Source organism: Flavobacterium hiemivividum, from assembly GCF_004349145.1.
Lineage (GTDB): Bacteria > Bacteroidota > Bacteroidia > Flavobacteriales > Flavobacteriaceae > Flavobacterium > Flavobacterium hiemivividum.
In genome coordinates, this window is record NZ_SMFO01000003.1 from 47,108 (window position 1) to 69,605 (window position 22,498).

At 34.9% G+C, this 22,498-nt stretch carries 22 protein-coding genes; 15 read left to right on the forward strand and 7 right to left on the reverse strand.

Features of this window, described 5'->3' with window-relative positions:
* Positions 1-80: 80 nt before the first annotated feature.
* The 4 genes from E0F98_RS06125 to E0F98_RS06140 all read right to left on the reverse strand — a co-directional run bounded on the left by E0F98_RS06125 (position 81) and on the right by E0F98_RS06140 (position 3,987).
* The gene (locus E0F98_RS06125) at positions 81-638 is read right to left on the reverse strand and encodes a CopD family protein (protein ID WP_132109739.1); all 558 of its coding nucleotides are present in this window, start codon (positions 636-638) and stop codon (positions 81-83) included.
* Complete coding sequence (locus tag E0F98_RS06130) at positions 625-1,980, reverse strand: MATE family efflux transporter (protein WP_132109740.1); 1,356 nt, start codon at positions 1,978-1,980, stop codon at positions 625-627. Before E0F98_RS06130 ends, E0F98_RS06125 begins: the two co-directional genes overlap by 14 nt.
* Complete coding sequence (gene hemH / locus E0F98_RS06135) at positions 1,981-3,012, reverse strand: ferrochelatase (protein WP_132109741.1); 1,032 nt, start codon at positions 3,010-3,012, stop codon at positions 1,981-1,983.
* A 102-nt stretch (positions 3,013-3,114) separates the two neighbouring features.
* Positions 3,115-3,987: a helix-turn-helix domain-containing protein gene (locus E0F98_RS06140; RefSeq protein WP_132109742.1), complete on the reverse strand. Its 873-nt coding sequence runs from the start codon at positions 3,985-3,987 to the stop codon at positions 3,115-3,117.
* 228 nt (positions 3,988-4,215) lie between these two features.
* On the opposite strand from E0F98_RS06140, the gene hemA reads away from it, so the two are divergent.
* The 15 genes from hemA to E0F98_RS06215 all read left to right on the forward strand — a co-directional run bounded on the left by hemA (position 4,216) and on the right by E0F98_RS06215 (position 18,647).
* Entirely contained in the window at positions 4,216-5,472 is a 1,257-nt protein-coding gene (gene hemA / locus E0F98_RS06145) for a glutamyl-tRNA reductase (protein ID WP_132109743.1), read from the forward strand.
* Between the two features lie 44 nt (positions 5,473-5,516).
* Positions 5,517-6,437 carry a hydroxymethylbilane synthase gene (hemC, locus tag E0F98_RS06150; RefSeq protein WP_132109744.1) on the forward strand — a complete coding sequence of 307 codons (921 nt, stop codon included), beginning with the start codon at positions 5,517-5,519 and terminating at the stop codon, positions 6,435-6,437.
* Positions 6,438-6,449: 12 nt separating this feature from the next.
* Entirely contained in the window at positions 6,450-8,192 is a 1,743-nt protein-coding gene (locus E0F98_RS06155; protein ID WP_132109745.1) for a TrkH family potassium uptake protein, read from the forward strand.
* Positions 8,193-8,202: 10 nt separating this feature from the next.
* Positions 8,203-8,910 (forward strand): potassium channel family protein, encoded by a 708-nt coding sequence (locus E0F98_RS06160; protein WP_132109746.1) that lies wholly within the window; start codon positions 8,203-8,205, stop codon positions 8,908-8,910.
* Between the two features lie 2 nt (positions 8,911-8,912).
* Positions 8,913-9,569, forward strand: coding sequence for a uroporphyrinogen-III synthase (locus E0F98_RS06165; protein WP_132109747.1), 657 nt, complete (start codon positions 8,913-8,915; stop codon positions 9,567-9,569).
* A gap of 87 nt (positions 9,570-9,656) precedes the next feature.
* Positions 9,657-10,682 carry a uroporphyrinogen decarboxylase gene (gene hemE / locus E0F98_RS06170; RefSeq protein WP_132109748.1) on the forward strand — a complete coding sequence of 342 codons (1,026 nt, stop codon included), beginning with the start codon at positions 9,657-9,659 and terminating at the stop codon, positions 10,680-10,682.
* Between the two features lie 70 nt (positions 10,683-10,752).
* Complete coding sequence (gene hemF, locus E0F98_RS06175) at positions 10,753-11,673, forward strand: oxygen-dependent coproporphyrinogen oxidase (RefSeq protein ID WP_132109749.1); 921 nt, start codon at positions 10,753-10,755, stop codon at positions 11,671-11,673.
* 130 nt (positions 11,674-11,803) lie between these two features.
* A complete protein-coding gene (tnpA, locus tag E0F98_RS06180) occupies positions 11,804-12,262 on the forward strand; it encodes an IS200/IS605 family transposase (protein ID WP_132109750.1) in 459 nt (152 codons plus the stop codon).
* Positions 12,263-12,342: 80 nt separating this feature from the next.
* Positions 12,343-13,335: a porphobilinogen synthase gene (hemB, locus tag E0F98_RS06185; protein ID WP_132109751.1), complete on the forward strand. Its 993-nt coding sequence runs from the start codon at positions 12,343-12,345 to the stop codon at positions 13,333-13,335.
* A gap of 66 nt (positions 13,336-13,401) precedes the next feature.
* On the forward strand, positions 13,402-13,818 hold the full coding sequence (locus tag E0F98_RS06190; RefSeq protein WP_132109752.1) for a c-type cytochrome: 417 nt from the start codon (positions 13,402-13,404) through the stop codon (positions 13,816-13,818).
* A gap of 104 nt (positions 13,819-13,922) precedes the next feature.
* Complete coding sequence (locus tag E0F98_RS06195; protein ID WP_132109753.1) at positions 13,923-14,393, forward strand: methylated-DNA--[protein]-cysteine S-methyltransferase; 471 nt, start codon at positions 13,923-13,925, stop codon at positions 14,391-14,393.
* 121 nt (positions 14,394-14,514) lie between these two features.
* The gene (locus E0F98_RS06200; protein ID WP_132109754.1) at positions 14,515-15,228 is read left to right on the forward strand and encodes a 3'-5' exonuclease; all 714 of its coding nucleotides are present in this window, start codon (positions 14,515-14,517) and stop codon (positions 15,226-15,228) included.
* 132 nt (positions 15,229-15,360) lie between these two features.
* The gene (locus E0F98_RS06205) at positions 15,361-17,049 is read left to right on the forward strand and encodes an ABC transporter ATP-binding protein (RefSeq protein ID WP_132109755.1); all 1,689 of its coding nucleotides are present in this window, start codon (positions 15,361-15,363) and stop codon (positions 17,047-17,049) included.
* A gap of 201 nt (positions 17,050-17,250) precedes the next feature.
* Positions 17,251-18,270, forward strand: coding sequence for a PAS domain S-box protein (locus tag E0F98_RS06210; protein WP_132109756.1), 1,020 nt, complete (start codon positions 17,251-17,253; stop codon positions 18,268-18,270).
* Positions 18,267-18,647 carry a response regulator gene (locus E0F98_RS06215; RefSeq protein ID WP_132109757.1) on the forward strand — a complete coding sequence of 127 codons (381 nt, stop codon included), beginning with the start codon at positions 18,267-18,269 and terminating at the stop codon, positions 18,645-18,647. Before E0F98_RS06210 ends, E0F98_RS06215 begins: the two co-directional genes overlap by 4 nt.
* An 88-nt stretch (positions 18,648-18,735) precedes the next feature.
* Here E0F98_RS06215 and E0F98_RS06220 read toward each other — a convergent pair whose 3' ends face one another.
* From E0F98_RS06220 to E0F98_RS06230, 3 genes are read right to left on the reverse strand one after another with little or no spacing between them, the layout of a single operon-like run.
* On the reverse strand, positions 18,736-19,395 hold the full coding sequence (locus E0F98_RS06220) for a CoA transferase subunit B (RefSeq protein WP_132109758.1): 660 nt from the start codon (positions 19,393-19,395) through the stop codon (positions 18,736-18,738).
* Between the two features lie 50 nt (positions 19,396-19,445).
* On the reverse strand, positions 19,446-20,144 hold the full coding sequence (locus tag E0F98_RS06225) for a CoA transferase subunit A (RefSeq protein WP_132109759.1): 699 nt from the start codon (positions 20,142-20,144) through the stop codon (positions 19,446-19,448).
* Positions 20,145-20,189: 45 nt separating this feature from the next.
* Positions 20,190-22,496, reverse strand: a complete 2,307-nt coding sequence (locus tag E0F98_RS06230) for a penicillin-binding protein 1A (protein WP_132109760.1) — start codon at positions 22,494-22,496, stop codon at positions 20,190-20,192.
* Positions 22,497-22,498 lie beyond the last annotated feature (2 nt).

The following is a 22,498-nucleotide window of genomic DNA, read 5'->3' on the forward strand; positions in this document are numbered from 1 at the left end:
ACTTTTTAGCATATTGTTCTGGTTTTGGCATTCTGACTTTTAATTTTCATCGATCAGGAAAACTGAACTCTAAAAACTGATTACTGATTGCTATTTTTCTCTCGTATTCTTCTGTAAAATTTAAAACCTAACATGATCGTTATCGAAAATAAAAATATTCCGAGAACGCCATAAATCCAGTTGACTGCATTTTTTAGTACCACCAAAAAAACGACTGCAAAAAGAATGATGGTAGCTCCTTCATTCCATAAACGCATAAAATTAGTTGTGTATTTCACTTGGTCGTTTTGCAATTGCTTGAATATTTGCTGGCATTTACCATGATATAAATACAACACAAATACAAAGCCAAGTTTTACATGCATCCATGGCATTTGCAACCAAGACTTTCCTAAATCAGTAAAAAACAGCATCCAAAAAGCGAAAATACTTGCCAAAACTGCCGATGGCCAAGTGATAATATACCACAAGCGATAGGTCATTATTTTGTATTGTTTTTGTAAAATTTCTTTCTCTGGAGATGGTTTATCAGCAGCTTCAATTTGGTACACAAACAATCGCACAATGTAAAACAAACCTGCAAACCAAGTGATAACAAAGATAAGATGTAGGGATTTAAGGTAGTTATAATATTCCATCAGTGGTTTTAATCAATTTTGTATTCATTTCTTTTTTTAGAAAATAGGCCGTTAGTAATGTTGACAAAACATCAGCAATAGGGAAGGCAACCCAGACTCCAAAAATACCGAAAAAATTTGGTAGTAGTAGCACTAATGGAATTAAGAAAAATCCTTGTTTGCTGAGCGTTAGTAATAATGCTTTTTTAGCTTTTCCTGCTGCTTGAAAATATGCTGCTCCAATTAATTGAATGGCAATAATAGGAGAAGCGGCAAATACCCAGCGCAGTGCATTAGGTGTTTCGGCAATAACCTTAGCATCAGTAGTAAAAATCGCTACTATTGGTGTGGCATAATAGAGAATGACAACAAAAATTAAGGACGCTAGCAGTGCTGCATATTTAATGGATATTTGAACACTTTCTTTTACTCTTTCATAATTTTGGGCTCCATAATTATAACCAGCAATTGGGATGAAACCCTGGGTGATACCAAGAATAGGGAATAGGGCAAACATTAACATTCTGCTGATTATTCCGTAAACGGCAATTGAATGTTCGCCGCCGTAGGAGTACAGAGTATGATTCAGAATAATTGCTAAAACAGCTATCACTCCTTGTCTTGAAAAAGTAACAAAGCTTAGCCCGGTAATTTCTTTTAAAATTGGAATATGGAGTTTGAAATGCCTTGGTTTTAGTTTTAATTCACTTTTATAGGCAAAAAACCAAAGGACAAATAAGAAGCATATAAAATAAGAAATGGATGTCGCTAATGCCGCTCCAAACATTCCTAGTCCCATCACTTTTATAAAAACAATATCTAATATTATATTGACAAAAGCGGGAATAATCATGGCAATCATTGCAAAGGAGGCTTTGCCCTCTGCCCTAATAATATTATTTCCCATCATGCAAAGCGCCAGAAAAGGAACTGCAATGATAATAGGTTCGAAGAACTCTACCGCTGGAGTCATTATAGCTCCTTTTGCACCAAAAAGCAATAGCATTTCAGTACTGAAAAAGAGACCAAAAAGCACAAAAACTGATGCAAGAATAAAGGTCATCATGATCTGATTAGCAAAAGTAATTTTTGCTTTTTCAGTGTCTTTCGAACCTAAAGCTCGCGATAAAACAGAACCTCCACCCACGCCAATAGCCATTCCTAAGGATGAAATCAAGAACGTTATTGGTAAGACTACGGTAACGGCCGCAATTGCAAGCGAACCGATCCATTGTCCTACAAATATAGTGTCAATAAGAATATTGACGGACATAAATAAAATCCCAATAGAAGCTGGCACAGCCTGCTTTATCAAGAGTTTTTTAATGTCCTGAGTTCCTAATTCATCGGCTGAAATTGCCATTTATGCAAGCGTTTTTTCGACAGCTACCCATTCGCTAATCCAATTTCCTACGGTTTTACACCAGTCATCACTATCATTCAAACAAGGAATAGCTAAGAATTCCTCGCCTCCATGTTCTTTGAATTCGTGGTTGGCTTCCATCGCAATTTCTTCTAATGTTTCTAAACAATCAGACACAAAAGCTGGAGTTACTACCGCTAATTTTTTGATACCTTTTTCAGGCATTTTATTTACTTCGACATCTGTGTAAGGTGTTAGCCATTTGTCGCCCGCTAATCGCGATTGAAAAGTCTGGCTGTATTTTCCTTCGGGTATTCCCAATAATTTAACGACTTGTTTTGTGGTTTCATAACATTGGTGACGGTAGCAAAACTCATGTGCCGGTGAAGGCGTGTTGCAACAAGATCCGTCAATCTTACAATGTGATTTAGTAATATCCGTCTTGCGAATGTGACGCTCGGGAATTCCGTGATACGAAAACAATAAATGATCGTAATCAAAATTTTCTACGCTGTTTTTGATAGAATCAGCAAGGTTTTTTATGTAGTCTGGTTTGTTATAAAAAGCAGGAACGATGGTAAATTTCATTTCTGGAAAGTGCTTTTTACGTAAATCTTCGGCTAGTTCTAAAATGGTAGTTGTAGAAGCCATCGCATGTTGTGGGTATAATGGAAAAAGCATCACTTCGGTCACACCTTTGTCATGCAATTCTTGCAAACCAGATAATAGAGATGGATTTCCGTAACGCATAGCCAATGAAACTGGAACGTCTACTAATTGCTTTACTTTCTCGTGCATTCTTTTAGAAATAACTACAAGTGGCGAACCTTCGTCCCACCAAATTTTTGCGTAAGCAGCAGCTGACTTTTTAGGTCTTGTTTGTAGAATGATACCGCGAACTAATAATGCTCTTAACAAAAACGGAACGTCAATAACGTATTTGTCCATTAAAAACTCATCTAAATACGGTTTTACATCTTTGGGAGTTGGACTTTCCGGCGAACCTAAATTGACTAATAATACACCTTTCATTTTATTTTTTTTAGTGGGTTCAAAAGTAATTAAACTTACTTTTTTATAAATTGTGATTAACTATTTTTTATTTATTGTTTAATATATAAAACTGATAACTAATTAAGTATTCGGATTTATTGACATTAAGTATTTCTTTGGAGTTGTGGCAAATTTCTTTTTAAATGCTGCGATGAAATGACTTCCGGTGCTGTATCCTATTTTTAATCCTACCTCATTTACATTATAAGAACCACTGTCGAGTAACTTTCTAGCAAAATCCATTTTGTAATCAAAAAGAAAACCATAAACAGTATCACCATAAATTTGTTTGAAACCCATTTTTAGCTTCTTCAAATTCAAGCCTATTTCATCTGCTAATTCTTGCAATCCAGGCGGTTCGGCCATATTAGCGATGATGATTTCTTTGGCTCTTCTAATTTTCATTACATTATCTTCATCAATCAAAAACGGACATTGTTCTGCGTTTGGATCCTCCGTTCTATTGAAGTACAAACTTAATAATTCGTATCCTTTTCCTTTGTAATATAGGTTTTTTATAGATGGATGCAGGCTGTAATGAAATAATTGCGACAAGACAATAGCCATAGAAGGGCTGATATTTCCCTCGTTATAATATTTCTTGTCTTTATTATCACCACTTAAAAAGGTGATGTAATCTGCTTCTGTCGAAAATAAAGCGTGAAATTTCTTAATCGAAATGATAACCGAAATCACCCAGGAATTGGGTGCTAATTCTAGATTTAGTGGCAGTTCCTTTTGCGGATTGTATAAAAGCAATGATTTTTCTTCTTTCAATTCCAGAGCATAACTGCCTTGGTTGAATAAAAATTTAGCACTTCCTTTAAGTCCAAAATGAAATTGAATGAGTCCGCTGTCCAATTCCCGTTGCGCATTAAAAGATTCTAGACCGTCATTTTGGAACCGAATTAACGTAAAATCGTCTTCAATTTTTATAATTTCTTGTGAACCCATAGCGATATTTTTTAGGTGAAATCCTGACAATTATCAGATCGTTTTATTTAGAACAACTCTAAATAGAGTGCTTAGAATGACGTGATTTCATTGCAAAAATAGATTTTTTTACTAGAAAATAGGCAATTAGAATCAAAAAAACATTTAGCGATACAAATAGAACTTCTAGCGTTACTTTTATAAATACTATAGTGATAATTTTGTTCCACTTTCTTGAAAAGTGCAAATATGGAAAACAACAACACAGCAAAGCATCAATATTTTTACTCCGTTGGACTGAGTTATAAAAAAGCAGATGCTGAGATTAGAGGAAAGTTTAGTTTAGATACCGCAGCCAAAACGCGTTTATTAGAGCAAGCTAAGCTAGAAGGGATAGAGAGTTTAATAGTTACTTCTACCTGCAACCGTACCGAAATTTATGGCTTTGCGGAGCATCCTTTTCAATTAATTAAATTAATTTGCGAGAACAGCCAAGGTACAGTTGAAGCATTTCAAAAAGTAGGTTTTGTTTATAAAAATCAAGAAGCAATCAGTCACATGTTTCGTGTAGGAACAGGTTTAGACAGTCAAATTCTTGGTGATTTCGAAATTATAGCTCAAATAAAATCCAGCTTTAGCCAGTCAAAATTTTTAGGTCTTGCCAATAATTTCATGGAAAGACTAGTAAATGCCGTAATTCAAGCCAGTAAAAAAATAAAAACAGATACGGAGATAAGTTCGGGAGCCACTTCGGTTTCTTTTGCAGCTGTTCAATATATTTTTAAGAACGTAGAAGACATTGGAAACAAAAACATTCTATTGTTTGGTACGGGGAAAATTGGTAGAAATACCTGTGAAAATTTAGTGAAACACACTAAAAACGAGCATATTACTTTAATAAACAGAACGAAATCTAAAGCCGAAAAAATAGCTGGAAAGCTAAATTTAATTGTAAAAGATTATTCAGAGCTGCATCTTGAACTTCAAAAAGCGGATGTAGTAGTTGTAGCTACAGGCGCTCAAAACCCTACGGTAGATAAAGCGATTCTGAATTTGAAAAAACCATTATTAATATTGGATTTGTCAATTCCGAAAAATGTAAATGAAGATGTACAGGAATTAGAAGGCGTTACATTGATTCACATGGATTATTTGTCTCAACTTACAGATGAAACTTTAGAAAACAGGAAGAAAAGTATTCCCGCTGCTGAAGCAATTATCGAAGAAATAAAGGAAGAATTTATTACTTGGACAAAAGGCAGAAAATTTGCTCCTACAATTAATGCTTTGAAAGCAAAATTGAATGCAATAAAAATCTCAGAATTGGATTTTCAAAGTAAGAAAATCTCAAACTTCAATGAAGAGCAGGCAGAAATTATCAGCAACAGAATTATCCAAAAAATAACAACTCATTTTGCCAATCATTTGAAAGATGATAGTACAATGGTAGATGAAAGTATCGAATGGATTGAGAAAGTTTTTAAAATTGGCGTTACCGCAAAATAAAACCAATAAGTAATTTTAGTTTCTTAAGGGTTTAAAAAATAAAAATGGCAGAAAAAATCATACGTATAGGAACTCGAGACAGTGAACTCGCGCTCTGGCAAGCTCATACAGTCGAAAAAAAACTAAACGATCTAGGTTATAAAACCGAAATTATTGCGGTAAAATCACAGGGCGATATTATTCTTGACAAACCGCTCTATGAACTTGGAATCACAGGAATTTTTACAAAAACATTAGATATTGCCATGATCAACGGTCAGGTCGATATTGCGGTTCATTCCATGAAAGATGTTCCTACGGCTTTGCCAATAGGAATTGTTCAGGCGGCTGTTTTAGAAAGAGCCAATACCCTCGATATTTTAGTTCACAAAGGAAATCTTGACTTTCTTAATGGAGAAGGAACAATTGCCACAGGAAGTTTACGCCGTCAGGCACAATGGCTTAATAAATATCCTGCGCATAAAGTAGTTGATTTGCGTGGAAACGTAAATACCAGAATGCAAAAATTGAAGGATAGCGAATGGAGCGGAGCCGTTTTTGCAGCAGCAGGACTAGAAAGAATCAACTTAAAACCATCAAATTATATTAATCTTGATTGGATGATTCCAGCACCAGCTCAAGGTGCGATGGTTATTGTTGCGATGGCAAATGATGATTTTTGTAGAGATGCAGTTTCCGAATTAAATGATATAGAAACCGAAGTGTGTACGCACATAGAAAGACAGTTTCTAAAAACACTTGAAGGTGGTTGTACAGCGCCGATAGGTGCTTTAGCAGTTTTTGAGGAAGATGAAATTATATTCGATGGAGTTTTGTTTTCGCTTGATGGAAAAGAAAAAATCGAGGTAAATAAGAGAGTTCCATTACAAGATTGGAAAAAATTAGGATTTTTTTCAGCAAAGGAAATTTTAGATAATGGTGGAATTAGTTTAATGGAAAACATTCGTAAAGATTTAAAAAAGTAATTTTATTTCAATATGAAGAAAGAATCCTTACTCAATTATTTATATCGCTTTTTTGATATTATAGTATTGCTTTTTATAGTTTTTGACTTCGGATATGATTTTGAAGAAAACTATAACTCGCCTCATGTTGTTGGATTAATTCTGCTTTCAGTTGGTTTATTAGCTTTTAATTCCTTTAAATTTTTTAATTATTCATTAAGAAGCAATAAAAAAGTAGTGCTAATCAATATGGTATTACTGTCCATAATTTTGCTAATCTGTGGATTTATTTCATTGGTAAACAGTAGTTTGCATTCCGTTTTTATCCTGCAAAAAATTAAACCAGTTCTCGAAGGCGGATTGATTTTGTATTTCTTATTAAGGCTAATGGTTTTTGTACGTCATATTTATGACATCTATTTTAATCCAGCCATCGTTTTTGTTGGAAGTTTTATGATTTTAGTTTTAATAGGTGGCTTTTTACTCATGCTTCCCAGTGCTACTACAAACGGAATTACCTTTACAAATGCGCTTTTTACGGCCACTAGTGCCGTTTGTGTTACCGGTTTAACCGTAGTTGATACAGCAGTCGATTTTACTATTGTAGGCCAGTCTATAATTATTGTTTTAATACAATTAGGTGGAATAGGAATATTGACATTTACATCTTTTTTCGCCTTCTTTTTTAGAGGGAGTACTTCGTTTAAAGAAGGTTTAAATACTAAAGATTTTATTGCTCATGAAGGTCTTAAAGATGTTTTTAGAGCAGCACTAAACGTTGTGATTTTTACTTTAGGAGTTGAGCTGGTAGGAGCGATATTTATCTATTCTTCGATTATCGACAATCCAGCCATCACTAATGAATTTTATTTTTCAATTTTTCACTCCATATCCGCTTTTTGTAATGCAGGATTTTCCATTTTACCAGGAGGAATAATCAATGAAACAGTCCGTTTTAATTATTATTTACAATGGATTTTAATGTTGATGATTATTCTGGGCGGATTAGGACATAACATCGTCTTCAATTTTTTTCATTATATAAAAACGTATGTAATTGAGTTGTTTAAGCAAAAGGTAATCCATAAAAAAATAAGAATAATTACCTTAAATACTAATATTGTAATTTATACTACACTGATATTATTAGTAGGTGGTTTCCTTTTTCTTTATGTCTCAGAGTACAACAATACCTTGCTAGAACACAAAACTGTTTTTGGAAAAGTAACAGCGGCAAGTTTTAATGCTGTTTCCCCAAGAACAGCTGGTTTTAATGCTGTTGATTATACACAGATGAATGTTCCATCTTTACTTTTTATTATCTTTTTAATGTGGATAGGTGGATCGCCAGCTTCTACCGCTGGTGGAATAAAAACGAGTACTTTTGCACTAGCAACTTTAAATATATTTACAGTAGCTAGAGGAAAAAGTAGAATTCAATTGTTCGGAAGGAGAATATCGTCAGAATCTACAGCGCGTGCGTTTGCAATTTTATCAATCTCGCTAATTACTATTGGTATTTCGATTATGGCTCTTTTAATTTTCGAACCAAAAGATACGCCTTTATTAACGGTAGCTTTCGAATGTTTTTCAGCTTATAGCACGGTGGGGTTAAGCTTGAATTTTACTCAAACGTTAACAGAACCGAGTAAATATGTTTTGATTGCATGTATGTTTATAGGTCGAATAGGAATGCTCAATTTAATGGTAGGATTATTACGTAGATTGAACCATCAATTTTATGAATATCCAAAAGCGAATATATTAATTAACTAAACTTGGCTCAATGAAAATAATCGTATTTGGTTTAGGAAACTTCGGAATGTCACTTGCAATAAGTCTTACCGAAACTGGAAATGAAGTTATTGGCGTAGACAAAAACATGGAGAAAGTCAATCTAGTGAAAGATAAAATTTCACTAGCCATTGCGATGGATTCTACTAACGAATTGTCATATGAAGCTTTACCCTTAAAAGATACTGATAAAGTTGTGGTTGCCATTGGAGAGAACGAAGGAGCTGCGATTATCACTACTGCAATTATTAAAAAATTAAGTGATGTAAAAATCATTAGTAGAGCTTTATCGCCTATTCACGACACGGTTTTAGAAGCGATGGGAATACATAGCATCGTACATCCTGAGCAAGAATCAGCGGATAGATTGACAAAGCAAATTAATTTTAAATCGACTCTCGAAAATTACCAATTAGACGATAATTATACTATTTCTGAAGTAAAAGCAAAACCAGAATTTTACGGTAGAACATTAGCTGAATTAGATACAATAGATAAATATCGACTGACTTTAATTACGATTATTCGAAAAAGAGAAAAGAAAAATTTAATTGGAAAGAAATCTATTGTAAAAGAAACCATTGGCCGTCCCTCTCCTGATACTATTATATTAGAAAACGATATTTTGGTCGTTTATGGATACAATAAAGATATAGAAACCTACTGCCTAGGACAAGAAGAACATCAAATAAGAAGTTAATAATGATTCAGATACTATCTACAAAAACGCTTTTAGACAATCAAAGGGAAGCATTGACAAATGCAAATTTCAATGTCATTGAAGTGGACTTTATTGAAACAAAAAGTCAAGCTTTCGAATTAAATGAAATCAATGATAATTTGATTTTTACGAGTCAAAATGCAGTTCAAAGTTTTTTATTGGATCCAAAATCGGAAGATCTAAAAACAAAAAATGTTTTTTGCGTGGGTTTAAAAACCAAGATTCTGTTATCAGAAAGCGGATTTAATGTGATTGCTTACACTGGGTATGCAGAAGATTTAGCTGAAATTATCACTTTGATTTACTCAAGTGAAAGCTACACTTTCTTTAGTGGAAACTTAAGAAGAGAGACTTTACCACAAGCCTTAAAAGAAGCGAAAGTAAAGTTTAATGAAATCCAGGTTTACGAAACTAAGTTGACACCACAGAAGATTAAAACTCCTGTTGACGCCATTTTGTTTTTTAGTCCGTCTGGTATTGAAAGTTATTTGAAAGAAAATAAAATCAAAAATGAAACCTGTTTTTGCATCGGAACAACTACTTCCAGTGCTTTGGACGGAATAACAAAAAACATAATAATCGCAGATCAGCCAACAATTGAAGATGTGATTGAAGAAGTAATTGCCGAGTATAAATAAAAATTTGCCTGTAGCTTTTAGCTTTTGGCAACAAAAAATAATCAGAATGCTTTAAGCGAATAGCTTTAAGCCAATAGTCAATAAATTATGATAAAGAACGACCTATTTTTAAAAGCATTAAAAGGAGAAACAGTACAACGTCCGCCAGTTTGGATGATGCGTCAAGCTGGAAGATATTTGCCAGAATTTATCGCTTTGCGTGATAAATATGATTTCTTTACTCGTTGTCAAACGCCAGAATTAGCTGCCGAAATCACCGTACAACCGATAAGAAGAATAGCTCCGGATGCTGCGATTTTATTCTCAGACATCTTAGTAATTCCACAAGCTATGGGAATTGAAGTGTTGATGAAGGAAAATTTTGGTCCGTTTGTGCCTAATCCTATTCGTACGATTCAGGATGTAGAGCGCGTAATTGTTCCAGATATTCATGAAACTTTAGGTTATGTGATGGACGCTATTAAATTGACTAAAGAAATGTTGAACGATGAGGTACCGTTAATTGGTTTCGCTGGTTCACCATGGACAATTATGTGTTATGCAGTAGAAGGACAAGGGTCTAAGAGTTTCGATAAGGCAAAAGGATTTTGTTTCCAACATCCAGAAGCGGCTCATGTTTTATTGCAAAAAATTACAGACACGACAATTTTATACCTAAAAGAAAAAGTAAAATCGGGCGTAGATGCTGTTCAGATTTTTGATTCTTGGGGCGGAATGTTGTCTCCGGCTGACTACCAAGAATTCTCTTGGAAATACATAAACCAAATCGTTGAGGCTTTGGCCGATGATGCTCCTGTGATTGTTTTCGGAAAAGGATGTTGGTTTGCCTTAGGCGAAATGGGAAAAAGTAGAGCTTCTGCATTAGGAGTGGATTGGACTTGTTCTCCAAGAAATGCAAGATATCTATCTGGAGGAAACATTACTTTGCAAGGTAATTTTGATCCATCACGATTGTTGTCACCTATTCCTGTTATTAAGAAAATGGTACACGAGATGATTGACGAATTCGGAAAAGACAAATACATCGTGAACTTAGGTCATGGTATTTTACCACATATTCCAGTAGATCACGCCAAAGCATTTATAGACGCGGTGAAGGAATACAATCAGTAGTACAAAGAATTAAGTATTAAGTATCGAGGTTTTTCTTGCTACTTAATACTCGATACTCAATTCATTTATAATGAAAAATAAATTTTACGCATACATACAAAACTTACAAGACCAAATCGTCGCAGGACTTGAATCAGTGGATGGTCATTCTAAATTTAAAGAAGATATTTGGGTACGTCCGGAAGGTGGAGGCGGAAGAACACGTGTACTTGAAAGCGGTCTTGAAGGTACAGGAGTTTTTGAAAAAGGCGGAGTGAATATTTCAGCAGTTCATGGAAAGCTACCGGAAAGCATGCAAAAACTCTTCAACGTAGGTGAAGCTGATTTCTTTGCTTGCGGATTGAGTTTAGTGATTCATCCTAAAAGCCCGATGGTACCAACGGTTCATGCTAATTGGCGCTATTTCGAAATGTATGATGACAATGGCAATGTTATCAATTCCTGGTTTGGTGGCGGACAAGATTTAACGCCTTATTATTTATTTGAGGAAGATGCAACTCATTTTCATCAAACCTGTAAAACAGCTTGCGATAAACATAATGTAGATTTTTATCCAAAATATAAAAAACAGTGTGATGCATATTTCTGGAATGCACATCGCAATGAAGCCAGAGGAATAGGTGGACTTTTCTTCGATTATTGCAAAGCGACTGAGCAAATGGAAATGGAAGATTGGTTCAATTTTGTTTCAGAAGTAGGTAATAGTTTCTTAGAAGCTTATATTCCAATAGTAGAAAAAAGAAAAAACTTACCATATACAGAAGCTCAAAAAACATGGCAAGAAATCCGTCGTGGTCGTTATGTCGAATTTAATTTAGTGCATGATAAAGGCACTTTATTCGGACTAAAAACCAATGGAAGAATTGAAAGTATCCTAATGAGTTTACCGCCGCGGGTGCAATGGGTTTACGACCATAATCCAGAAGCGGGAAATGAAGAAGAAAAATTAGTTAATATATTAGAAAATCCAAAAGAATGGATAGCGCTCTAGGGCTACAATTTTTATAGAAAAGTTTGGATTAAGTCATAGTGCCAATAAGTTGGTTAGCTCCATAGGAGCGCTATATTTATAGCAAATAATAATGTTTTTCAAAGAGCACCAGCGGTGCGACATATTAATAATGGCGAATACCTATTCTCAATTATATATTCAAATTGTTTTCGCTGTCAAGGGAAGACAAAATCTGATTTCCAATAAATGGAAAGACGAATTGTTTAATTATATAACGGGAATTGTTACAAATGATGAACAGAAATTAATTGCTATAAATGGAATGCCAGATCATATTCATATTTTAATTGGTTTAAAACCGAATAAAGCATTATCTGATTTAGTAAGAGACATTAAAGCAAATTCTTCTAGGTTCATCAATGAAAAAGGGTGGGTAAATGGTAAATTTGAATGGCAAACCGGATTCGGAGCCTTTACTTATAGTCATTCGCAACTGACCAATGTGATTAATTATATTCAAAATCAGGAAGAACATCACAAAACAAAAACATTTAAAGAAGAATATGTGGAGTTTTTAAAACGCTTTAATGTTGATTTTAAGGATGATTATCTATTCGAAGAGGTGTAAGATGCCGCTCCTCTGGAGCTAAAGAAAATGATCAATAATCTATAAATATTATGCTCCTCTGGAGCTAAAAAGTAAATCATATGTTTCCATTACAAAGAGGTAGAAGATTACGCGTCAACGAATCTATTCGTTCATTAGTTCGAGAAACGACTTTAAGTCCGTCAGATTTTATGTTTCCTATGTTTATTGCAGAGGGAGAAAATGTAAAAATTGAAATCCCTTCCATGCCGGGAATCTTTCGTCGTTCGATTGATTTAACCTTGGAAGAAATTAAAGAAATATATGCTTTAGGCATTCGTGCCGTAAATATTTACGTAAAAGTAAGTGAGAATTTAAAAGACAATACGGGAAAAGAAGCTTGGAATGAAAACGGATTAATGCAAGAAGCTATTCGAGCGATCAAAGCTGTTTGTCCTGAAATGATTGTGATGCCAGATGTAGCTTTAGATCCTTATTCTATGTATGGTCACGATGGAATTATAGAAAACGGAGATGTTGTAAATGACCCTACAAATGATGCTTTGGTAAAAATGGCTGTTTCACATGCCCAAGCTGGAGCCGATTTTGTTGCACCAAGTGATATGATGGACGGACGTGTTTTACGCTTGCGCCAAGGACTTGATGCAGCAGGGTTTCACAACGTGGGAATCATGAGCTATTCCGCTAAATATGCTTCGGCATTTTACGGGCCATTTCGTGATGCTTTAGACAGCGCACCAGTGGACAATAACGAAATCCCAAAAGATAAAAAGACCTACCAAATGGATTATGCTAATCGTATTGAGGCCATCAAAGAAGCGCTTTGGGACGTCGAGGAAGGTGCTGATATGGTGATGGTAAAACCAGGAATTGCATATTTAGATATCGTTCGTGAAGTAAAAAACGCGGTGAATGTTCCCGTAACGGTATTTCATGTTTCGGGCGAATATGCAATGATTAAGGCCGCTGCCGAAAGAGGTTGGCTTGACCATGACAAAATCATGATGGAACAATTAATGTGTATCAAACGTGCAGGAGCGAGTTTAATCTCGACTTATTTTGCCAAAGAAGCGGCTGTAATTTTAAATAAATAATTAAGTATAATCCTGATAATAAGTAGTATATTAGTAGTTGATTATATGAAACTAAACAAAATTAAAATGAAAAAATTATTAATTATTGTAATCGCATTTTTAGCGTTCTCTTGTAAAGGAAAGGAAGAAGACTCTTTTGGAAAGGAGGATGAGACTAAGAAATCAGAAACTGTCGCTTCAGAGGGAATGCAAGCAGAGACTAAAACACCTGTAGAACTGGGCGAATCTATTTATTTAGGAAAAGGAACTTGTGTTGCTTGTCATAAAGTTGATGAAAAATTAATTGGCCCAAGTTTACAGGAAATTGCCAAAATATACAAGGAAAAAAATGGTAGTATCGTTGCCTTTTTAAAAGGGAAAAGTGCCGCAATTGTAGATCCCGCTCAGTTTGCAGCTATGGAACCAAACCTAGCGCTTACTAAAACATTTTCAGATGAGGAATTACAAGGTTTAGAAGCTTATCTGTATTCGACTCTAAAATAAAGTTACAAGACATAGCTTATATGAAGTTCACAAGGAATTAATTTTCTTGTGGACTTTTTGCTTTGATAGGGTTTGCTGAGTTTAAATTTATTTACTTTTATGCTATGGAGACAGTATTTTTAAAAACGCCTTTAGGAATTGCCAAAATAACGGGCGATGAAAATGGTATTTCAACTATTTCGGTTCAGGATGAAGGCGAAGCTTCTGTGGTAATTCCCGAAGTTTTACAGGAATGTGTGAATCAATTAGATTCGTATTTTGCAGGGAAAAGAAGTGATTTTAGTATAGTACTCAATCCAAAAGGAACGGAGTTTCAACAAAAAGTGTGGAAAGGATTGTTACAAATACCTTTTGGCAAAACCAGATCCTATTTAGAGCAATCGAAAATTTTAGGAGATGTCAAAGCCATTCGGGCTGTGGCTTCCGCCAATGGGAAAAACCCACTTTGGATTGTTGTGCCTTGTCACCGCGTCATTGGGGCCGATGGTTCACTTACTGGATATGCTGGAGGTCTATGGCGCAAAAAATGGTTATTGGAACACGAAAACCCAACAAATCAACAAAGCTTATTTTAGATTCGATACTCAATTCGAAGAGTCTCACAAATTGTCATTTTTTACTTATATTTGAAATACTCAATTTCTTACAGTTTATTTTGTTTTAAAAAATTGGTGATAATGTATAAAATAGAAAGTTATGATCGAAAAAATAAACCTCAATAACATATTGTTTTTAGACATAGAAACTGTTCCAGAAGCTGAAGATTTCAATGCTTTGGATTTAGAGATGAAAGAGCTTTGGGAACAGAAAACTCAATACCAAAGGAAAGATGAATTTAGTCCAGAAGATTTTTACGAACGTGCAGGAATCTGGGCTGAGTTTGGAAAAATCGTTTGCATCTCTGTTGGTTATTTTACTATAAAAGGAGATATTCGAAATTTTAGAGTGACTTCCTTTTTTGGTGAAGAAGCTAAGCTTTTGAAAGATTTTAATAATTTATTGAACAATCATTTCAATGGACCGCAACATGTTTTGTGTGGTCATAATGCAAAAGAATTTGATTTTCCGTTCTTAGCGCGCCGAATGATTATAAACGGGATTGCTATTCCAGACAAGCTGAATTTATTTGGAAAAAAACCTTGGGAAATTCCGCATTTAGATACGCTGGAGCTATGGAAATTCGGGGATTATAAGCATTATACGTCTTTGAAATTAATGTGTAAAGTGCTTGGTGTTCCATCTCCCAAAGGCGATATTGACGGCAGTCAAGTGGGACATGTTTTTTATGTAGACAAAGATATTGACCGAATCGTGAGCTATTGCGAAAAGGATACTATAGCAGTTGCTCAGATTTTTCTTAGACTTAGAAGGGAAGATTTATTGATTGAGGACGAGATAATTCATGTTTAAAAACCGCTTTGTGATACTTAAATAATAGGAGCATAGGTAGTTAATTCGAATGTTGCTTTTTTTTTATTGGCGTGGTGGTTAGTCTTTAAAAAAAACCGTGTTTTGAATGGTTAAATTTTTATTTTTACATTTATGAATAAGCCCCTACTGTCCGTTCAAAATCTCGAAATCTCCTTTAAAAAAGAAGGGATTTACAGCGCTGTTATAAAAAATATCAGTTATGATTTACAACAGAATGAAATCCTCGGAATTGTAGGGGAGTCTGGTTCTGGAAAATCTGTTTCTACCTTAGCGATTATGGGTTTGTTGCCTGTAAATATTTCGAAAATATCAGAAGGTGAGATTCTTTTTGACAGCAAAGACGTTGGTGATTTAAGTGAGAAAGATTTACAGCAATTGCGAGGAAACGAAATCGCAATGATTTTCCAAGAACCCATGAGTTCGTTAAATCCTTCGTTGAAATGTGGTTTTCAGGTGCAGGAAATATTGTTGCAGCACACAAAGTTATCCACAGCAGAAACTAAAAGTGAAACACTTTTATTATTCGAAAAAGTAAAATTGCCTAATCCTGAAATTTTATTCGAAAAATATCCCCACGAAATTTCAGGCGGACAAAAACAACGGGTCATGATCGCTATGGCGATTGCTTGCAAACCAAAATTATTGATTGCAGATGAGCCCACCACAGCTTTAGACGTTACTGTTCAAAAAGAAATTATTCAGTTGTTGAAGGACATTCAGCAAGAAACGGGAATGAGCATTATTTTCATTTCCCACGATTTGTCTTTGGTTTCTGAGATTGCACATCGGGTTTTAGTTATGTATCGAGGAGAAATTGTCGAACAGGGAGAAGTAAATATGATATTTAAAAATCCGCAGCATAATTATACGAAAGCCTTGATTGCTTCGCGACCATCATTGGATTTCCGTTTGAAAAGATTGCCTACTATCCAGGATTTTTTAGAGGATACTATAAATGCTGAGGTTGTAACCCAGGAAGATAGAAAACATTTCCACGAGAAACTGTACGGTCAAGTACCTATTTTAGAAGTTGTTAATGTAGAAAAAGAGTATTTTTCTACCGCAGGTTTCTTTGGAAAAAAATCAGGATTTAAGGCGGTGAATGATGTGAGTTTTAAATTATATGAAGGCGAAACATTAGGATTAGTAGGAGAGAGCGGTTGCGGGAAATCGACTCTTGGGAATGCCATATTGCAATTGGATAAAGCGACCGCAGGACAAATTTTATACAGAGGTCAGGATATCACCAAACTTGGAAAATCGGAAATTAAAAAACTGAGAAAAGAGATTCAAATTATTTTTCAAGATCCGTACTCGTCTTTAAATCCAAGGATTCCTATTGGTCAAGCTATCATGGAACCCATGAAAGTACACGGACTGCATAAAACCGACAAAGAAAGAAAAGCAAAAACCATTGAAATTCTCGAAAGAGTAGGTTTAGGCGCAGACTATTTTAATCGATATCCACATGAATTTTCTGGTGGACAAAGACAACGTATAGGAATAGCCAGAACTATCGCGTTACAGCCTAAATTAATCGTTTGTGACGAATCAGTTTCTGCTTTGGACATATCTGTTCAGGCGCAGGTGCTAAACCTTCTAAATGAGCTAAAAGAAAATTTTGGGTTTACTTATATATTTATTTCACATGATTTAGCCGTGGTGAAGTACATGAGTGATCAAGTTTTGGTCATGAACAAAGGAAGAATAGAAGAAATTGCCGATGCTGATGAGTTGTATGCCAATCCACAAAAAGAATATACCAAGATGCTAATTGACGCTATTCCCAAAGGGAGTTGAAGTCTACCCGAATATTCCTATATTCTGTAAAGGTAAGACAGTGCGAAAACAAATGTTATCTTTGCAATTTCATAGAGGTTTTAAAAAAGGTAGATAATACTTATATTTTTAAAGCGTTTGGTAAGTTGAAACTTTCTTACTAAAATAAATATCGCTTAGCTTAAAGTTTTTGTAAATCCCCACTACAATTTTGCAGATAAAATGATTAAAGACGACAAAACATATTCAATTTTAATTGTTGAAGATAATTTAACCGACTCAACGAGGATTGAAGAGTTATTAGAGGAACTGAATTTGGATGCAGATGTTAAATTGGCTAAAAACTTCTTAGAAGCCTCTGCTTTTCTATCTTCTGATGATAAATTTTTTGATGTTGTTTTATTAGATCATACGTTGCCAGATATTTGTGCTGAAGTATTGATAAGTGAAATGGTGGATAAAGTATTATTTTGCCCCATAATAGTACTTACTTCAGTTGAAGGTGTAGATTTCAGTATCAACTCAATCTCGAAGGGTATTTCAGACTATTTATTAAAAGATGGCTTAACAGCTGTAGTATTGTATAAAAGTATTATTTGTAGTATCGAAAGAAAAAAAATATTTTTTTCATACGATGATGCAAAAACTCGATACAGCGATCTTTTTCACCTGAGTCCTTTGGCTATGTGGGTATATGACTTAGGGAGTTTCTATTTTTTAGATGTAAACGAGGCTGCTATCAAGAAATTTGGCTACACCAAAGAAGAATTTTTAAAAATGACCGTAAAGGACATATGGCCCGTTGAGGATTATCCTATTTTTGACGCCGGAGTTAATTCTTTCATTCAGTATAGAGATAGCTTTAAAAAAAGATACCTAAGACATCAGAAGAAAAATGGAAAGATAATTGACGTCGAAGTGCAAAGTAATATTATTTTCTTCAATAACCAGAAAGCAAAACTGGTTATGACAAACGATATCACAAAGCAAATGCAACATATCAAGACTATTGAGAACCAAAACAAAAGTCTCAAGGACATTGCTTGGACACATTCGCATGTTGTGAGAGCACCACTAGCTAAAATGATGTCTATTGTTGATTTTATGAAAGAATCTGATTGCATGCCTGCGGAATATGAAGGCTTGTTAAATCACTTTTTTGCTTCGGGAACGGAACTAGATGCTATAATTAGAGATATCGTTAAGAAGACGGAAACAATCAACAAAATAGAAGATAAATGAGTTATCAAGTAGTTATTGTCGATGATGATGAAATTATTCTGTTTTTACACAGTAAAATAATTCAAGGGATAGGTCTTGATCTTTCACCAAAAACCTTTAACTCGGCGCTTAAAGCTTTGGAGTTTTTCGAAAATTTATCTATTGACGACGAACCTATTTTGTTGTTTTTGGATATCAATATGCCCGTTATGGATGGCTGGGGTTTGTTAGACATTATTCACCAAGAAGATTTTGATAATAAAATCGAGATAGTAATGGTTACTTCGTCAGTAGATCAAGCCGATAAAGATAAGGCAACCTTCTATTCGAAAATTATTCATTTTGTGGAGAAGCCATTTAGTAAAGCAAATTTATTAGCTCTAAAATTAGATTTTTAAAGTCTTGTTTGTAGATCTAGTATTTTTAAATAAACAAAAAGAGCATCCTGAAAAGGGTGCTCTTTGTATAAATACTAGGATTTGATTTTTAATCAATACTCATCTCCGGAATTTCTCCTTCAATAATTAATTCAGCTTCTGTGGAAGCAATAATATGTTCGACTGTTACTCCTGGAGCGCGTTCTAATAATTTAAAACCTTTTGGAGTTACTTCTAAAACTGCCAGTTCAGTTACTACTTTTTTTACACAACCAACACCTGTCAATGGTAATGTACATTTTTTAAGAATCTTAGATTGCCCGGCTTTGTTTACATGCATCATAGCAACGATAATATTTTCGGCAGATGCTACTAAATCCATTGCTCCACCCATACCTTTTACCATTTTTCCTGGGATTTTCCAGTTAGCGATATCACCATTTTCGGCCACTTCCATAGCGCCAAGAATGGTTAAATCAACATGCTGACCACGAATCATTCCGAAACTTAATGACGAATCAAAGAAAGAAGCTCCTGGTAATGTAGTTATTGTTTGTTTTCCGGCATTGATGATATCTGCGTCTTCCTCTCCTTCAAAAGGGAAAGGCCCCATGCCTAAAACTCCGTTTTCACTTTGAAATTCAACGTCAATTCCTTTTGGTATATAATTGGCTACCAATGTTGGAATACCTATTCCTAAATTTACGAAATAACGGTCTTTAAGTTCTTGTGCGATACGTTTTGCAATACCTATTTTGTCTAGTGCCATAATATTAATGTGTAAATTAGCGAATTAAGAAATTAGAAAAATGGTTTACATTATCTATTTCTTACTGTACGTTGCTCAATTCTCTTTTCGTATTTCTCTCCTTGAAAAATGCGTTGAATGAATATCCCCGGAATATGAATTTGATTAGGATCCAATGTTCCGGCTTCAACTAATTCCTCTACTTCAGCTACAGTGATTTTAGCAGCTCCAGACATGGCAGGATTAAAGTTTCTGGCTGTTCCTTTAAAAATTAAATTTCCAGCAGTATCTCCTTTCCATGCTTTTACAATAGCAAAATCAGCATTGAAAGCATGTTCCATCACATGCATTTTACCATTAAATTCACGAACTTCTTTTCCTTCAGCAACTTCAGTTCCATAGCCTGCAGGAGTAAAGAAAGCAGGAATTCCAGCTTGAGCAGCACGACAACGTTCAGCTAATGTTCCTTGTGGAATCAATTCTACATCCAGTTCTCCTGAGAGCATCTGACGTTCAAATTCGGCGTTTTCTCCCACATAAGAAGAAATCATTTTCTTGATTTGTTTTTTGTGTAATAATAAGCCAAGACCAAAATCATCAACGCCTGCGTTATTGGAGATGCAGGTTAGAAGTTTAGTTTCTTTTTGAACTAACTCTGCAATAGAATTTTCAGGAATTCCACACAAACCAAAACCACCTAGCATAATAGTCATTCCGTCTTCAATTCCTTGAAGCGCTTCTTGAACATTAGTTACTTTTTTATTAATCATATTGTGTTTTTTAAGAAGCTCAATATTATTTGATATTGAAATTATTTAAAATTCAAATTCATCAGTATTTTGTACTTCGGTGCTATCTTTTACGGGACGAGCTTGGTAGCAATCTACTTTTATAGAAAGATTCGCTGGTCTTTCAAATTGCCCTTTAGACACTTTTAGTTCAGAATCAGCATAACAAAGCTTCATAAAGTAAGCCCAAACCGGTAATGCGGCTGTAGCTCCTTGTCCGTAGGTAATACTTTTAAATCGGGCTGAACGATCTTCACAACCTACCCAAACACCTGTTACTAGATTTGGAACCATTCCCATAAACCAACCGTCAGATTGGTTTTGTGTTGTTCCGGTTTTACCAGCAATTGGATTTGTAAATTTATAAGGATAACCTGTAATTCGGTTATAACCATAACCTCCGCCTTCAGTTCTTAATCTGTTTCCTGAACCTCCCTCAGTTACACCTTCTAATAATTTAATAATGGCAAAAGCAATATCCTTGTTCAATACATCGTGTGATTCAGGTATTGGCTCATAGATGATTACTCCGCTTTTATCTTCGATTCTCGATAAGAATTGAGGCTTTGTATAAACACCTTGATTTGCAAATGTACCGTAAGCCGCGACCATATCTTCCACGGTAATATCTACTGCACCTAATGCAATGGATGGTTGAAGTGGGATGTCAGATTTAATTCCTAATTTGTTTGTTAACTTAACTACTGCCTCAGGTCCTACTTTATCCATTAGCTTTGCCGATACAGTATTAATCGAACTCGCTAATGCTTTTTTCAAGGTAACCATACCTCTGTATTTATTATCCGAGTTTCTAGGTGTCCATGCTGCTGTAACGTGATGACGTCCCACAGGCATTGTAAACGGAGCATCAATTATAGAGTCACAAGGAGACATGTTTAATTGTTCGATAGCCGTGGCATATACAAAAGGTTTAAATGTAGATCCCACTTGTCTAGCACCTTGACCCACGTGGTCATACTGGAAATATTTATAATTAATTCCACCTACCCAGGCTTTTATGTTACCTGTTTGTGGTTCCATCGCCATAAGTCCAGATTGTAGAAAATGCTTGTAATAGCGTATGGAGTCCATAGGAGTCATGATAGTATCTTTTTCTCCTTTCCATGTAAAGACGGTCATTTTTGCCTTTACACTAAATGATTTTATAATGTCCTCATCACTCATGTCAGCTGATTTTAAAACAGCCCAACGGTTAGATGATTTCATTGCTTGAGTTAAAATACGCTGTGTTTCCTTATCGGATATGCCTACAAAAGGAGCGTTTTTATTGTTTTTTGCTTGAATAAAAAACTCTTCCTGAAGATTAGCCATGTGCGCCTTAACTGCTTCTTCGGCATGTAGCTGCATTCTAGAATCAATAGTAGTATAGATTTTCAATCCATCTTTGTAGATGTCATAATCAGATCCATCTGGTTTCTTGTTTTCATCAACCCATTTTTTCATGTAATCACGAAGATACTCTCTGAAATAAGTGGCTGTTCCTTCTCTATGACTTTCTAATTTAAATTTTAAAGTAATAGGTAAGCTTTGCAGTCTTTCTTTCTCTTTTTCAGTGATCATTTCACTTTTTTCCATCTGTGCAAGCACGACATTTCTACGATTTTTTACACCAACAGGATTTCGTATCGGATTGTATAAACCGGAGTTCTTGAACATCCCAACTAATATTGCCGACTCTTCGATTGATAAATTTTTTGGTTCTTTCGAAAAATAGGTTTGTGCCGCTGAACTTACTCCCACTGAATAGTTTCCAAAATCATAGATGTTACAATACATGGCCAAAATTTCATTTTTGGTATATTGTCTTTCTAATCGAATGGCAATAATCCATTCTTTTGCTTTTTGTACAATTCGAAAAGGCAAAAATTTCGAACCTTCACCGTGGAATAATTGCTTCGCTAGCTGTTGTGTTAAAGTACTTGCTCCTCCGCTTGTTCCAAGACTTAAAATAGCTCTTAAAGTTCCTCTTCCATCAATACCTGAATGTTCAAAAAAACGCTCGTCTTCAGTTGCTACCAACGCTTGAACTAAATTTTGAGGTAAGTCAGAGTATTTTAATTGCGATCTATTTTTCTGAAAATACTTTCCTAAAACCACTCCATCAGACGAAATGATCTCAGTAGCTAAATTTGAGTCTGGATTTTCCAAGTCTTCAAAAGAAGGCATAGAACCAAAAAGCCCCCAAGAAGCAAATAAGAAAAACAGAACGATACCGCCCATTCCGTATAGAAAAAACTTCCAAAATGCTTTAGTGTAATACTTATAATCTTTATCAGCAGCGTTGCTCTGATTATTGTTTTTTTTAGCAGCCATAA

Coding starts and splice junctions, on each gene's coding strand:
- E0F98_RS06125 (WP_132109739.1), bottom strand. CDS start 638: ATGGAATATTATAACTACCTTAAATCCCTACATCTTATCTTTGTTATC.
- E0F98_RS06130 (WP_132109740.1), bottom strand. CDS start 1,980: ATGGCAATTTCAGCCGATGAATTAGGAACTCAGGACATTAAAAAACTC.
- hemH (WP_132109741.1), bottom strand. CDS start 3,012: ATGAAAGGTGTATTATTAGTCAATTTAGGTTCGCCGGAAAGTCCAACT.
- E0F98_RS06140 (WP_132109742.1), bottom strand. CDS start 3,987: ATGGGTTCACAAGAAATTATAAAAATTGAAGACGATTTTACGTTAATT.
- hemA (WP_132109743.1), top strand. CDS start 4,216: ATGGAAAACAACAACACAGCAAAGCATCAATATTTTTACTCCGTTGGA.
- hemC (WP_132109744.1), top strand. CDS start 5,517: ATGGCAGAAAAAATCATACGTATAGGAACTCGAGACAGTGAACTCGCG.
- E0F98_RS06155 (WP_132109745.1), top strand. CDS start 6,450: ATGAAGAAAGAATCCTTACTCAATTATTTATATCGCTTTTTTGATATT.
- E0F98_RS06160 (WP_132109746.1), top strand. CDS start 8,203: ATGAAAATAATCGTATTTGGTTTAGGAAACTTCGGAATGTCACTTGCA.
- E0F98_RS06165 (WP_132109747.1), top strand. CDS start 8,913: ATGATTCAGATACTATCTACAAAAACGCTTTTAGACAATCAAAGGGAA.
- hemE (WP_132109748.1), top strand. CDS start 9,657: ATGATAAAGAACGACCTATTTTTAAAAGCATTAAAAGGAGAAACAGTA.
- hemF (WP_132109749.1), top strand. CDS start 10,753: ATGAAAAATAAATTTTACGCATACATACAAAACTTACAAGACCAAATC.
- tnpA (WP_132109750.1), top strand. CDS start 11,804: ATGGCGAATACCTATTCTCAATTATATATTCAAATTGTTTTCGCTGTC.
- hemB (WP_132109751.1), top strand. CDS start 12,343: ATGTTTCCATTACAAAGAGGTAGAAGATTACGCGTCAACGAATCTATT.
- E0F98_RS06190 (WP_132109752.1), top strand. CDS start 13,402: ATGAAAAAATTATTAATTATTGTAATCGCATTTTTAGCGTTCTCTTGT.
- E0F98_RS06195 (WP_132109753.1), top strand. CDS start 13,923: ATGGAGACAGTATTTTTAAAAACGCCTTTAGGAATTGCCAAAATAACG.
- E0F98_RS06200 (WP_132109754.1), top strand. CDS start 14,515: ATGATCGAAAAAATAAACCTCAATAACATATTGTTTTTAGACATAGAA.
- E0F98_RS06205 (WP_132109755.1), top strand. CDS start 15,361: ATGAATAAGCCCCTACTGTCCGTTCAAAATCTCGAAATCTCCTTTAAA.
- E0F98_RS06210 (WP_132109756.1), top strand. CDS start 17,251: ATGATTAAAGACGACAAAACATATTCAATTTTAATTGTTGAAGATAAT.
- E0F98_RS06215 (WP_132109757.1), top strand. CDS start 18,267: ATGAGTTATCAAGTAGTTATTGTCGATGATGATGAAATTATTCTGTTT.
- E0F98_RS06220 (WP_132109758.1), bottom strand. CDS start 19,395: ATGGCACTAGACAAAATAGGTATTGCAAAACGTATCGCACAAGAACTT.
- E0F98_RS06225 (WP_132109759.1), bottom strand. CDS start 20,144: ATGATTAATAAAAAAGTAACTAATGTTCAAGAAGCGCTTCAAGGAATT.
- E0F98_RS06230 (WP_132109760.1), bottom strand. CDS start 22,496: ATGGCTGCTAAAAAAAACAATAATCAGAGCAACGCTGCTGATAAAGAT.